Annotated in this window: 15 protein-coding genes; 11 read left to right on the top strand and 4 right to left on the bottom strand. The window is 62.3% G+C overall.

The features are described from left to right. Window positions 1-7 precede the first annotated feature (7 nt). Window positions 8-565 carry an NUDIX hydrolase gene (locus D8767_RS23700; protein WP_016713009.1) on the bottom strand — a complete coding sequence of 186 codons (558 nt, stop codon included), beginning with the start codon at window positions 563-565 and terminating at the stop codon, window positions 8-10. 123 nt (window positions 566-688) lie between these two features. Between D8767_RS23700 and D8767_RS23695 the strand changes: the two genes are divergently transcribed. The 5 genes from D8767_RS23695 (at window position 689) to purT (ending at window position 3,887) form a co-directional block, all read left to right on the top strand. Next, complete coding sequence (locus D8767_RS23695) at window positions 689-1,288, top strand: CoA pyrophosphatase (RefSeq protein WP_016713008.1); 600 nt, start codon at window positions 689-691, stop codon at window positions 1,286-1,288. A 44-nt stretch (window positions 1,289-1,332) separates the two neighbouring features. Then, entirely contained in the window at window positions 1,333-1,857 is a 525-nt protein-coding gene (locus tag D8767_RS23690) for a gamma carbonic anhydrase family protein (RefSeq protein ID WP_016713007.1), read from the top strand. Then, window positions 1,847-2,044, top strand: a complete 198-nt coding sequence (locus D8767_RS23685; protein ID WP_016713006.1) for a DUF1289 domain-containing protein — start codon at window positions 1,847-1,849, stop codon at window positions 2,042-2,044. The genes D8767_RS23690 and D8767_RS23685 overlap by 11 nt, the downstream gene beginning before the upstream one ends. 117 nt (window positions 2,045-2,161) lie before the next feature. Then, a complete protein-coding gene (locus tag D8767_RS23680) occupies window positions 2,162-2,629 on the top strand; it encodes a VUT family protein (RefSeq protein WP_019098707.1) in 468 nt (155 codons plus the stop codon). Window positions 2,630-2,705: 76 nt separating this feature from the next. Continuing rightward, window positions 2,706-3,887 carry a formate-dependent phosphoribosylglycinamide formyltransferase gene (purT, locus tag D8767_RS23675; RefSeq protein ID WP_016713004.1) on the top strand — a complete coding sequence of 394 codons (1,182 nt, stop codon included), beginning with the start codon at window positions 2,706-2,708 and terminating at the stop codon, window positions 3,885-3,887. A 32-nt stretch (window positions 3,888-3,919) separates the two neighbouring features. Here the strand turns inward: purT and D8767_RS23670 are convergent, their stop codons facing one another. The 3 genes from D8767_RS23670 to D8767_RS23660 all read right to left on the bottom strand — a co-directional run bounded on the left by D8767_RS23670 (window position 3,920) and on the right by D8767_RS23660 (window position 7,521). After that, window positions 3,920-5,221, bottom strand: a complete 1,302-nt coding sequence (locus D8767_RS23670; RefSeq protein ID WP_016713003.1) for an MFS transporter — start codon at window positions 5,219-5,221, stop codon at window positions 3,920-3,922. 275 nt (window positions 5,222-5,496) lie between these two features. Then, complete coding sequence (locus tag D8767_RS23665; protein WP_016713002.1) at window positions 5,497-6,702, bottom strand: transporter associated domain-containing protein; 1,206 nt, start codon at window positions 6,700-6,702, stop codon at window positions 5,497-5,499. A gap of 9 nt (window positions 6,703-6,711) precedes the next feature. Further along, entirely contained in the window at window positions 6,712-7,521 is an 810-nt protein-coding gene (locus D8767_RS23660) for an inner membrane protein YpjD (protein ID WP_016713001.1), read from the bottom strand. A gap of 256 nt (window positions 7,522-7,777) precedes the next feature. Between D8767_RS23660 and ffh the strand changes: the two genes are divergently transcribed. The 6 genes from ffh to D8767_RS23630 all read left to right on the top strand — a co-directional run bounded on the left by ffh (window position 7,778) and on the right by D8767_RS23630 (window position 11,848). After that, on the top strand, window positions 7,778-9,154 hold the full coding sequence (gene ffh, locus D8767_RS23655; protein ID WP_016713000.1) for a signal recognition particle protein: 1,377 nt from the start codon (window positions 7,778-7,780) through the stop codon (window positions 9,152-9,154). A 248-nt stretch (window positions 9,155-9,402) separates the two neighbouring features. Then, a complete protein-coding gene (gene rpsP, locus D8767_RS23650) occupies window positions 9,403-9,654 on the top strand; it encodes a 30S ribosomal protein S16 (RefSeq protein WP_008094480.1) in 252 nt (83 codons plus the stop codon). Window positions 9,655-9,659: 5 nt separating this feature from the next. Further along, entirely contained in the window at window positions 9,660-10,196 is a 537-nt protein-coding gene (gene rimM / locus D8767_RS23645) for a ribosome maturation factor RimM (protein WP_016712999.1), read from the top strand. Window positions 10,197-10,199: 3 nt separating this feature from the next. Beyond that, window positions 10,200-10,952 carry a tRNA (guanosine(37)-N1)-methyltransferase TrmD gene (trmD, locus tag D8767_RS23640; RefSeq protein ID WP_003252146.1) on the top strand — a complete coding sequence of 251 codons (753 nt, stop codon included), beginning with the start codon at window positions 10,200-10,202 and terminating at the stop codon, window positions 10,950-10,952. A gap of 42 nt (window positions 10,953-10,994) precedes the next feature. Continuing rightward, window positions 10,995-11,345 carry a 50S ribosomal protein L19 gene (gene rplS, locus D8767_RS23635; protein ID WP_003252148.1) on the top strand — a complete coding sequence of 117 codons (351 nt, stop codon included), beginning with the start codon at window positions 10,995-10,997 and terminating at the stop codon, window positions 11,343-11,345. Between the two features lie 95 nt (window positions 11,346-11,440). Then, window positions 11,441-11,848, top strand: a complete 408-nt coding sequence (locus D8767_RS23630) for an acyl-CoA thioesterase (RefSeq protein WP_010952562.1) — start codon at window positions 11,441-11,443, stop codon at window positions 11,846-11,848. Window positions 11,849-11,851 lie beyond the last annotated feature (3 nt).

Raw genomic sequence — 11,851 nt, 5'->3', positions numbered from 1 at the left:
GGCTTTTCTATTTAGAGGTCGTGGTCGAGACGTTCATCGGCGGCAGGTACTCATGGCCAATGGGGTAGTGATGCCCGATGCGGTCGCGATAGTAGCATTCTAGTGTGCGTGTGACGGTGCGGAAAGCCAGCTCGCCCCACGGTACCTCATGTTCTTCGAACAAGCGCACCTCCAGGCTTTCGACACCCACATCAAAGGCAAGGTCCGCCAGCTCGGCGCGGAAGAACACGTGCACCTGGTTGATGTGCGGCAAATCGAACAGTTGGTACAGGCTCATCGACCCGACCCGGGCGCAGGCTTCCTCGACCGTTTCGCGACGGGCGGCCTGGTCGAGGGTTTCGCCGTTCTCCATGAAGCCGGCGGGCAAGGTCCAATAGCCCCGGCGGGGCTCGATGGCGCGCCGGCACAGCAGCACCTGGCTGCCCCAGGTTGGCAACACGCCAGCAACGATGTTGGGGTTCTGGTAGTGGATGGTCTGGCAAGACTCGCAGACATACCGCAGGCGGCTGTCGCCTTCGGGGATCTGCTGTATGACCGGCTGGCCGCACGCGCTGCAGAATTTCATGTGTAGGTCCTTTTGCTTGGGGCTATCTTGGCGCGCCGGCAAGGCCGCCGCAAGCGCAGGGGCTTGGGTGCTTCGCGGCTTTGGTGCATCATGCAAGGCAGGCCTTGGATACGAGTGTGCGCAATGCTGGACGAGCTACTTCGCCGAATGAGCAACCACCAACCCGCATCATTGGAAACCGACCGGCGGTTCCCTGAAGCGGCGGTTCTTTTGCCCATTACCCGCAGCGAAGCGCCCGAACTGGTCCTTACCTTGCGCGCCAAGGGCCTGTCCACACATGGTGGCGAAGTGGCCTTTCCCGGTGGCCGTCGCGACCCGGAAGACCCGGACCTGGTGTTCACCGCGCTCCGTGAAGCCGAAGAAGAAATCGGCCTGCCGCCGGGGCTGGTGGAAGTGATCGGCCCGCTCAGCCCGCTGATTTCGCTGCATGGCCTTAAAGTGACGCCATTCGTCGGGGTTATTCCCGACTTCGTCGAATACCGCGCCAACGACGCCGAAATCGCGGCAGTATTCACCGTGCCGCTGGAATTCTTCCGCCAGGACCCGCGCGACCATACCCACCGTATCGATTACCAGGGGCGCAGCTGGTATGTGCCCAGCTACCGTTATGGCGAATACAAGATCTGGGGGTTGTCGGCGATCATGATCGTGGAACTGGTCAACGTGTTGTTCGATGCCGGCATCAGCCTGCACCACCCCCCTGAGCGTTACATCGAAAACTGAGCGGGGCCAACCCCGCCGTCTGCGTTCCAGCCTGAGGAGCAAGCATGAAATACCGCCTGGGCGACCTGCGGGTCGAGAGCCACCCCACCAGTTGGGCCGCACCCAACGCCACACTGATTGGCAACGTGCGCCTGCAGGCCGATGCCAGCGTATGGTTTGGCGCGGTACTGCGCGGGGATAACGAGCTGATCGACATTGGCGAGGGCAGCAACGTGCAGGATGGCACGGTGATGCACACCGACATGGGCTCGCCGCTGACCTTGGGCAAGGGCGTGACCGTTGGCCACAACGCCATGCTGCATGGCTGCACGGTGGGCGACTACAGCCTGGTCGGTATCAATGCGGTGATTCTCAACGGCGCGCGCATCGGCAAGCACTGCATCATCGGCGCCAATGCATTGATCGCCGAGGGCAAGGAAATCCCTGATGGGTCGCTGGTAATGGGCTCGCCGGGCAAGGTGGTACGTGAATTGACCGAGCAGCAGAAGCGCATGCTCGAAGCCAGCGCCGCGCACTATGTGCATAATGCCCGGCGTTATGCGCAGGAACTGGTGGTTGATGATGAGTGATGTTGCAGAGCGGCCGGTAGCCTCGCCGTGCGTGAGCATTTGTGCGCTGGACGAGCAGGATATCTGCACCGGGTGTCAGCGTACCGTGGCGGAGATTGGCCGCTGGGGGCGGATGGACAATGACGAGCGGCGGGCGGTGTTGAAGCTCTGCCATGAACGGGCAGTAGCCGCCGGCCTCATCCTGTAGGTTGACGCATAACCTGTGGGCATGCCCGCTCCCACAGGTTATGTGGTGCGGTGCCTGCGGGTTTACCCGCGAAGAAGCCAGCGGTAATCTGTAGGGCTTGCCCACAGACGACTCGCCATGTTCTATCTGATTGCCTACATCAGCAGCGTAGTGCTGATCAACTACGCCTTCTCTAGCGCCCCGCACCTGGACATCATCTGGTCCGCCTGGGGCGGCCTGGTGTTCATCCTGCGTGACATGGTGCAGACCCGCTTCGGCCACGGCGCCTTGGTGGCCATGCTGGTGGCCCTGGTGCTGTCCTACGTCACCTCGGAGCCGGCCATCGCCTTGGCCAGCGCCACCGCGTTCTTCATTTCCGAGCTGATCGACTGGCTGGTGTTCAGCATCACCCGCCGGCCGCTGCGCGACCGCCTGTGGCTGAGCTCGGCCCTGAGCATTCCGGTGGATACCTTCATCTTCTTCGGCATGATCGGCGCCCTGACGCCGGTGATAGTCGGCACCGCCATGGCCTCGAAGTTTGCCGGTGTCACCGCCGTGTGGCTGGCCATGGCATTTCGCGCCCGACGGGCCGCCGTTGCGGGCTGATGGTGTAGAATAACGGTCCTTTTTCAGCGGGCCGTACCAAGCCTGGTGCGGCCCCGGATGCCTTCGAGGACCTGAAATGACCCGTATCGGAACCCCCTTGTCGCCCACCGCGACCCGTGTACTGCTGTGCGGCTGTGGCGAGCTGGGCAAGGAAGTGGTGATCGAACTGCAGCGCCTGGGCGTCGAGGTGATCGCCGTCGACCGCTACGCCAATGCCCCGGCCATGCAGGTGGCGCACCGCAGCCACGTGGTCAACATGCTCGATGGCGTGGCCCTGCGTGCTGTGATCGAAGCCGAAAAACCGCACTACATCGTTCCGGAAATCGAAGCCATCGCCACCGCCACCCTGGTCGAGCTGGAGAACGAAGGCTTCAACGTGGTGCCGACTGCCCGTGCCACCCAGCTCACCATGAACCGCGAAGGCATTCGTCGCCTCGCCGCCGAAGAGCTGGAGCTGCCAACGTCGCCCTACCACTTCGCCGACACCTATGAAGACTTCACCAAGGGCGTGGCCGATGTCGGCTACCCGTGCGTGGTCAAGCCAGTAATGAGTTCGTCGGGCAAGGGCCAGAGCCTGCTGCGCAGCGATGCCGACTTGCAGAAGGCGTGGGATTACGCCCAGGAAGGCGGCCGCGCTGGCAAGGGCCGGGTGATCGTCGAGGGCTTTATCGACTTCGAATACGAAATCACCCTGCTGACCGTGCGCCATGTGGGGGGTACCACCTTCCTGGAGCCGGTTGGTCATCGCCAGGAGAAGGGCGATTATCAGGAATCGTGGCAGCCGCAGGCCATGAGCCCGAAAGCGCTGGCCGAATCGCAACGCGTGGCCAAGGCGGTCACCGATGCCCTGGGCGGTCGTGGTCTGTTTGGCGTTGAGCTGTTCGTGAAGGGCGACCAGGTGTGGTTCAGCGAAGTCTCGCCACGCCCGCATGACACGGGTCTGGTCACCCTGATTTCCCAGGACCTGTCGCAGTTTGCGTTGCATGCCCGCGCCATTCTCGGCTTGCCGATTCCGGTGGTGCGCCAGTTTGGTCCGTCGGCCTCGGCGGTGATCCTGCCGGAAGGGCAGTCGCAGCAGACCAGCTTCGCCAACCTGGGCGCAGCGCTGAGCGAGCCGGATACCGCCATTCGCTTGTTCGGCAAGCCGGAAATCAACGGCACCCGCCGCATGGGCGTGTGCCTGGCGCGTGATGAGTCGGTAGAGCAGGCGCGGGCCAAGGCGACCCGTGCGTCGCAAGCGGTCAAGGTTGAGTTCTGATCCGATTGGGGCCGCAACGCGGCCCCATTTGTTTACAGTTCGGTATTGCGGGTCTCTTTCAGGCACAACACGGCAATCAGGCTGATCACCGCCGCCGCCGACACATACCCTCCCACCCAGCTCAACCCACCCATGCTCACCAGCTTCTGGGCAAAGAACGGTGCCGCCGAGGCCCCGACAATCCCGCCCAGGTTATACGCCGCCGAAGCGCCGGTATACCGCACGTGGGTCGGGAACAGTTCAGGCAGCAGTGCCCCCATTGGCGCAAAGGTCACGCCCATCAGGAACAGTTCGATGGCCAGGAACAGCGCTACGCCCGTGGTCGAACCCGAGGTCAGCAGCGGCTCCATGGTAAAGCCCGACGCTACCGCCAGCAGGCCACCGACGATCAGCACCGGTTTACGCCCGTAACGGTCACTGAGCCAGGCCGACAGCGGCGTGGCCAAGGCCATGAACACCACCGCGAAGCACAGCAGGCCAAGGAACGTCTCGCGGCTGTAGCCCAGTGTGGTCACGCCATAGCTCAGCGAGAACACTGTAGAGATGTAGAACAGCGCGTAGCACACCACCATGGCCGCAGCGCCCAGCAGGGTTGGCACCCAGTACTTGGAGAACAGGTCGACCACCGGCATTTTCACCCGCTCGTGACGGGCAACAGCCTTGGCGAAGACCGGGCTTTCTTCAAGCTTCAGGCGCACATAGAGCCCCACCAGCACCAGCGCGGCGCTGAGCAGGAACGGAATACGCCAGCCCCACTCACGGAACTGCTCGTCGCTGAGCAGCAGGGCCAGGGTCAGGAACAGGCCGTTGGCAGCCAAAAAGCCGATCGACGGCCCAAGTTGCGGGAACATGCCGAACCAGGCGCGCTTGCCTTCCGGGGCGTTCTCGGTGGCCAGCAGCGCTGCGCCACCCCATTCGCCGCCCAGGCCCAGGCCTTGGCCAAAGCGCAGCAGGCAGAGGATGATCGGTGCCCACACGCCAATGCTGTCATAGCCTGGCAGCACGCCAATGGCGGTGGTGGACACACCCATCAGCAGCAGCGAGGCGACCAAGGTTGATTTACGGCCGATGCGGTCGCCGAAATGGCCGAACAGCGCCGAGCCCAATGGGCGGGCAAGGAAGGCAATACCAAAGGTGAGGAACGCCGCCAGCATCTGCGCAGTGCCCGACCCCGACGGGAAGAATACCGGGCCGATCACCAGGGCAGCGGCGGTGGCGTAAACGTAAAAGTCGTAGAACTCGATGGCGGTGCCGATAAAGCTGGCTGTGGCCACCCGTGCCGGCGAGTTGACCGGCGCGGCAGGCGCTTCGGCATAGGTGCTGCTGGTTGTCATTAAGTAGGTCCCTAACAGTCTGGTCCGGCTCCATGGGCTTTGCCCGCGACGGTGTGCAATGCAAAAGGGCAGGCACAGATGCGCGGACGCCGGAGCGTTTTGTTGTTGTGTGCGCCCGACTGACGATAGCCCAAGGGGGATAGGGGCGGGGCGGGCTCTGTTCGGGGTGTTGAAGCAGGGCCGCAGGGCGTGTCAGTGGAGCGGACTGGCCGTGTAGCGCCGGGTGCGGGTAGCAGGCGGGACGGCGGGGCTGGGTAAGCGTGACCCGAGTATAGCTATCGGGTCACGGTCCACACCAGTACCTTGCTGGCACAATTGTCCTCTGTTTCGAGGATTTCCAGGCGATAGCGGCCGATCTTCAGGCAAACGGCGCTTTCCGGGATGCTCTCCAGCGCCTCGGTCACCAGCCCGTTGAGGGTTTTCGGCCCGCCGTCGCAAGGCAGGTGCCAGCCCAGGGTGCGGTTGATTTCGCGTAGCGAAGCGGTGCCATCGATGACGAACGTGCCATCGGGCTGCGGGTGTACATGGGGGTTGTCCAGGCTTTGCTCGTCCTCGAACTCGCCGACGATCTCTTCGAGGATGTCTTCCAGGGTGACAATGCCCAGCACCTCGCCGTACTCGTCCACCACCACGCCCAGCCGGCGCTGTTGCTTGTGAAAGTTCAGCAGCTGCATTTGCAGCGGCGTGCTTTCCGGCACGAAATAGGGTTCGTAGCAGGCGCTGTGCAGCGCCTCCAGGGTCAGCTCGGCCTTGGGCAGCAGGTGGCTGATCAGCTTGGTGTTTAGGATCGCTTCAACCTGGTTGATGTCATTGTGGTAAACCGGCAGGCGGGTATGGCGGCTGACGATCAGCTGCTCGATGATGCGCTCGATCGGCTCGTCGAGGTTGATGCCGTCCACTTCATTGCGCGGTACCAGGATGTCGTTGACGGTGATCTTGTCCAGCGATTGCAGGCCGTCGAGCAGCCCGTGGCGGGGTGTTTCGTGTTCTTCGTCTTCGTCGAAGTCATCGACTTCCTGCGGGTGCAGGGCCACTGCGGTTGGTTGCACGCGGAACGGGCGCAGCAGCAGTTTGGCGAAGCCGTCCAGCAGGCAGGCCAGCGGCTGCAGCAGGGCGAGGGGCGCTTTCAGCAGGCTGGCACCAAGGCTGATGAACGCCTGCGGGTTGCGCCGGGCCAGGCGCCGTGGCAGGTACTCGGCAAATACCAGCAAGGTGAAGGTAGCGGCCAACCCCGCCAGCCAGAAGCCGTGCTCGCCGCTATGACGCTGACCCAGCAGGCAGGCCAGGCCTAGTACCAGCAGCTTGCCAAGGCTGGCACACAGCACCAGGGCCTGGGCCGGCAGGGCGGGCGTGCCGTCTTCGTGGCTGCGCAACGAGCCATTGAGCTGCAGGCGGGCGGCATCCACGGCAGTGAACAGTGCTGACCACAACAGGGCCAGTGCGAGGGTGCCGAATAGCGGTGCGTACGGCAGGGTGTCCATGGGCGGCCGTCAGATATGCAGGATGAATTCGCGAACCAGCTTGCTGCCGAAGTAGGCCAGCATTAGCAGGCAGAAACCGGCCAGCGTCCAGCGGATAGCCTTGTGGCCGCGCCAGCCGAGGCGGGTGCGGCCCCACAGCAGTACGCTGAACACCACCCAGGCGACACAGGCCAGCAAGGTCTTGTGCACCAGGTGCTGGGCGAACAGGTTGTCGAGGAACAGCCAGCCAGAGATCAGCGACAGCGACAACAGGCACCAGCCGGCCCAGAGGAAGCCGAACAGCAGGCTTTCCATGGTTTGCAGGGGCGGGAAGTTGCGGATCAGCCCGGACGGGTGCTTGTTCTTCAGCTGGTGGTCCTGCAGCAGCAACAGCAGTGACTGGAATACTGCAATGGTGAACAACCCGTAGGCCAGGATCGACAGGAGGATGTGCGCGAGAATGCCGGGTTCTTCGTTGATCAGCGGCACCGTGCCGGGTGGCGCGAACTGCGCCAGCAGCGCGGTTATCGCACCCAGCGGGAACAGTAGCACCAACAGGTTTTCCACCGGTATGCGCAGGCAGGCCAGCAGGGTCAGGGCAATGACGGCTACGGCGATCAGGCTGGCGGCACTGAAGAAGTCCAGGCTCAGGCCCAGCGGGGTGATCAGCTGGAAGAACAGTGCACCGGCCTGGGCCAGCACCGCGAAGGCACCCAGCAGGCCAAGCAGGCGCTTGTCGGCCTTGCGGCCCTGGGCGAGGTGTGTGCCCTGGTAGATGGCCGCTGCTATATAGAGGCCGGCGGCGATCAGGTTGGGGATGAGGCTGGGTGAGGAGACCATAAGTCCTGGTTGGCGAGCCTTAAAGAGACGGAGTGTGGCATAGATTCCGCTGCTCTAGGAAGACTGGTAGGCCGTGTGGGAGCGGGCTTGCCCGCGAACAGGCCCTGGCAGCCACCGAATATCTCCCAGGCCTCCACCAAGGTGTGCGCCGCCGCCGCACTTCGCTATAATCGCCGCCTTGCTGTGCCCGGCGGGTGTGTATTTCCCCCAGGGCGCCTGACAAACCTCGGCTTTTACTGGGCCTGAAAGGATCACCATGTTCGAAAACCTGACCGACCGCCTGTCACAGACGCTGCGCCATGTCACCGGCAAGGCCAAGCTGACCGAAGACAACATCAAGGACACGCTGCGCGAAGTGCGCATGGCCCTGCTCGAGGCCGACGTTGCCCTGCCGGTGGTCAAGGATTTCGTCAACAGCGTCAAGGAACGTGCGGTCGGCACCGAAGTGTCGCGCAGCCTCACCCCGGGCCAGGCGTTCGTGAAAATCGTCCAGGCCGAGCTGGAAAGCCTGATGGGCGCGGCCAACGAAGACCTCGCGCTGAACGCCGCCCCGCCAGCCGTCGTGCTGATGGCCGGCCTGCAGGGCGCCGGTAAGACCACCACTGCCGGCAAGCTGGCGCGCTTCCTTAAAGAGCGCAAGAAAAAGAGCGTGATGGTGGTTTCTGCCGACGTTTACCGCCCGGCGGCGATCAAGCAGCTGGAAACCCTGGCCAACGACATCGGTGTCCCCTTCTTCCCGTCCGACATCAGCCAGAAGCCGGTGGCCATTGCCGAAGCGGCCATCCGCGAAGCCAAGCTGAAGTTCATCGACGTGGTCATCGTCGACACCGCCGGCCGTCTGCACATCGACGCCGACATGATGGACGAGATCAAGGCGCTGCACGCTGCGGTCAAGCCGATCGAGACCCTGTTCGTGGTCGATGCCATGACCGGCCAGGACGCCGCCAACACCGCCAAGGCGTTTGGCGAGGCGCTGCCACTGACCGGCGTGGTGCTGACCAAGGTCGACGGTGATGCCCGTGGCGGTGCTGCGCTGTCGGTGCGTGCCATTACCGGCAAGCCGATCAAGTTCATCGGTATGGGCGAGAAGACCGAGGCCCTCGAGCCGTTCCACCCCGACCGTGTTGCTTCGCGCATCCTCGGCATGGGCGACGTTCTCAGCCTGATCGAGCAGGCCGAGCAGACCATCGACAAGGCCAAGGCCGACAAGCTGGCCAAGAAGCTGAAGAAAGGCAAAGGCTTCGACCTCGAAGACTTCCGTGACCAGCTGCAACAAATGAAGAACATGGGCGGCCTGGGCGGCCTGATGGACAAGCTGCCGAGCATCGGTGGGGTCAACCTGTCGCAGATGGGCAACGCACAAGGCGCGGCCGAGAAGCAGTTCAAGCAGATGGAAGCGATCATCAACTCCATGACCCCGGCCGAGCGCCGCGACCCTGACCTGATCAGCGGTTCGCGCAAGCGCCGTATCGCCCTCGGTTCCGGTACCCAGGTGCAGGACATCGGCCGGCTGATCAAGCAGCACAAGCAGATGCAGAAGATGATGAAGAAATTCTCTGCCAAAGGCGGCATGGCCAAGATGATGCGCGGCCTGGGCGGCATGCTGCCTGGCGGCGGTATGCCGAAGCTGTAAACCTCTATTCCGGGCGCTTGCCTTTTGTCGGGCAGGCGCCCAGAACCCCCGCCTTGGCGGGGCAACGGCCGCGGATTTCGCGGCGCAACCGGCAAATCTGGACGGTGGGGCAGGGCCTTGCCGAAAAAGTCATTTGCAAATGTCCGTGTATTCCCCGAGAATATGCGGCCTTTTGGGCACCCGTGTGCCTATTTGGCATTCAGATTTGCAGTACAAACTGCAACACCGACTATAGGAACGATGTTCACATGGTAACCATTCGTCTGGCCCGTGGCGGCTCGAAAAAGCGCCCATTCTACCACCTGACCGTGACCAACTCGCGTAACGCCCGTGACGGCCGTTTCGTTGAGCGCGTTGGCTTCTTCAACCCGATCGCATCGGGCGCCGAAGTCAAGCTGTCGGTCAACCAAGAGCGCGTCACCTACTGGCTGAGCCAGGGCGCACAGCCGTCTGAGCGCGTTGCTCAGCTGCTGAAGGACGCTGCCAAGGCCGCTGCCTGAACAGTATGAACGCGACGCCAGAAAAGGCTGATGACCTCATCGTCGTCGGCAAGATTTTTTCGGTTCACGGCGTTCGCGGCGAGGTGAAGGTGTATTCCTTTACCGATCCGATTGAAAACCTGTTGGATTATCCACGCTGGACGCTTCGGCACGAAGGCAAGGTAAAGCAGGTCGAGCTGGTCAGCGGTCGTGGCTCCCAAAAGGGCCTGGTCGTGAAGCTTAAAGGCCTCGAGGATCGTGATGAAGCCCGTCTTCTGAGCGGTTATGAAATCTGCATTTCGCGGAGCCTTTTGCCCAACCTGGCTGCCGACGAGTACTACTGGTACCAGTTGGAAGGCCTGAAGGTCATCAACCAGGACGAACAACTGTTCGGCAAGGTCGATCACCTGTTGGAGACCGGTGCGAACGATGTAATGGTGGTCAAGCCCTGCGCAGGCAGCCTGGATGATCGCGAGCGTCTGTTGCCCTATACGGCGCAATGCGTGCTCAACATCGACCTGGAAGCAGGCGTGATGCGGGTTGAATGGGACGCGGACTTCTAAACGATGGGTAACCTTCGCGTAGACGTCATCACGTTGTTCCCCGAGATGTTCTCGGCCATCACGGAGTACGGCATTACCAGCCGCGCGGTGAAACAGGGGTTGCTTCAGGTGACTTGCTGGAACCCGCGGGACTACACCACAGATCGTCACCACACGGTAGATGATCGGCCGTTTGGCGGTGGTCCGGGCATGGTGATGAAAATCAAGCCTCTGGAAGACGCCCTGGTTAGCGCCAGGCAAGCGACCGGAGCAGCGGCGAAGGTGATCTACCTTTCGCCACAAGGCCGCAAGCTGACTCAGCAGGCGGTCAAAGGCCTGGCCGAACAGGAATCGTTGATCCTGATCGCCGGTCGTTATGAAGGCATCGACGAGCGCTTTATCGAGGCTCATGTCGATGAGGAGTGGTCGATTGGCGACTATGTGCTTTCCGGTGGCGAGCTGCCGGCCATGGTACTGATCGATGCGGTTACACGGCTGCTGCCCGGAGCTTTAGGGCATGTGGACTCGGCGGAAGAAGATTCCTTCACCGACGGTCTGCTGGATTGCCCGCACTACACCCGACCTGAGGTGTATGCGGATCAGCGTGTTCCCGACGTGTTGCTAAGTGGCAACCATGCACATATCCGGCGTTGGAGGATGAAGCAGTCCCTTGGTAGGACCTTCGAACGACGCGCCGATCTTCTGGAAAGTCGCTCGCTTTCTGGAGAAGAGAAGAAGCTGCTCGAGGAATACCTCCGCGAGCGGGACGATAGTTAAACGTATCGATGGTGGATCGCGTATCCATCTTAGGAGCACAGCATGACCAACAAGATCATCCAGCAGCTCGAAGCCGAGCAGATGAGCAAGGAAATCCCGACCTTCGCACCAGGCGACACCGTTGTCGTTCAGGTTAAAGTGAAGGAAGGTGAGCGTTCCCGTCTGCAGGCGTTCGAAGGCGTTGTTATCGCCAAGCGTAACCGCGGTCTGAACAGCGCCTTCACCGTGCGCAAGATCTCCAGCGGCGTTGGCGTAGAGCGTACCTTCCAGACCTACAGCCCGCAAATCGACAGCCTGGCCGTGAAACGTCGTGGTGACGTGCGTAAAGCCAAGCTGTACTACCTGCGCGACCTGTCCGGCAAAGCCGCTCGCATCAAGGAAAAACTGTCCTGAGGACAGTTTGCCCGGTGGCCGAGGCCGCCTAGCGAGAAAAAAGCAGCCTTCGGGCTGCTTTTTTGCGTTTTGAACCTTTCAAAGATGTGAATGCCATGACTACCCGAGACCAGGAAATCCAGCGCCGTACCGAGCTGTCGGTGACTCGCGTGACCAAGGCGGTGTTCCCAAACACCACCAACCACCACAACACCCTGTTCGGCGGCACCGCCCTGGCCTGGATGGACGAAGTGTCGTTCATCGCCGCCACGCGCTTCTGCCGCCTGCCGCTGGTGACCGTGTCCACCGATCGCATCGACTTCAAGCACCCGATTCCGGCGGGCTCGATCGTCGAACTGGTAGGCACGGTAATCAAGGTCGGCAATACCAGCTTGCAGGTGCAGGTGGACGTGTTTGTCGAGAACATGTACCTGGACGGCCGCGAACGGGCCATTCACGGTGTGTTCAGCTTTGTCGCCATTGACGAGGACAAGCGCCCGGTGCCGGTGCTCCCGGGCGCCTGAGTG

Origin of the sequence: Pseudomonas sp. LTGT-11-2Z (genome assembly GCF_003691445.1) — a bacterium.
Taxonomy (GTDB): domain Bacteria; phylum Pseudomonadota; class Gammaproteobacteria; order Pseudomonadales; family Pseudomonadaceae; genus Aquipseudomonas; species Aquipseudomonas monteilii.
The sequence above is the reverse complement of the archived record's forward strand: the minus strand, read 5'-3'. Positions and strand labels throughout refer to the sequence as shown.

Coding starts and splice junctions, on each gene's coding strand:
- D8767_RS23700 (WP_016713009.1), bottom strand. CDS start 565: ATGAAATTCTGCAGCGCGTGCGGCCAGCCGGTCATACAGCAGATCCCC.
- D8767_RS23695 (WP_016713008.1), top strand. CDS start 689: ATGCTGGACGAGCTACTTCGCCGAATGAGCAACCACCAACCCGCATCA.
- D8767_RS23690 (WP_016713007.1), top strand. CDS start 1,333: ATGAAATACCGCCTGGGCGACCTGCGGGTCGAGAGCCACCCCACCAGT.
- D8767_RS23685 (WP_016713006.1), top strand. CDS start 1,847: ATGATGAGTGATGTTGCAGAGCGGCCGGTAGCCTCGCCGTGCGTGAGC.
- D8767_RS23680 (WP_019098707.1), top strand. CDS start 2,162: ATGTTCTATCTGATTGCCTACATCAGCAGCGTAGTGCTGATCAACTAC.
- purT (WP_016713004.1), top strand. CDS start 2,706: ATGACCCGTATCGGAACCCCCTTGTCGCCCACCGCGACCCGTGTACTG.
- D8767_RS23670 (WP_016713003.1), bottom strand. CDS start 5,221: ATGACAACCAGCAGCACCTATGCCGAAGCGCCTGCCGCGCCGGTCAAC.
- D8767_RS23665 (WP_016713002.1), bottom strand. CDS start 6,702: ATGGACACCCTGCCGTACGCACCGCTATTCGGCACCCTCGCACTGGCC.
- D8767_RS23660 (WP_016713001.1), bottom strand. CDS start 7,521: ATGGTCTCCTCACCCAGCCTCATCCCCAACCTGATCGCCGCCGGCCTC.
- ffh (WP_016713000.1), top strand. CDS start 7,778: ATGTTCGAAAACCTGACCGACCGCCTGTCACAGACGCTGCGCCATGTC.
- rpsP (WP_008094480.1), top strand. CDS start 9,403: ATGGTAACCATTCGTCTGGCCCGTGGCGGCTCGAAAAAGCGCCCATTC.
- rimM (WP_016712999.1), top strand. CDS start 9,660: ATGAACGCGACGCCAGAAAAGGCTGATGACCTCATCGTCGTCGGCAAG.
- trmD (WP_003252146.1), top strand. CDS start 10,200: ATGGGTAACCTTCGCGTAGACGTCATCACGTTGTTCCCCGAGATGTTC.
- rplS (WP_003252148.1), top strand. CDS start 10,995: ATGACCAACAAGATCATCCAGCAGCTCGAAGCCGAGCAGATGAGCAAG.
- D8767_RS23630 (WP_010952562.1), top strand. CDS start 11,441: ATGACTACCCGAGACCAGGAAATCCAGCGCCGTACCGAGCTGTCGGTG.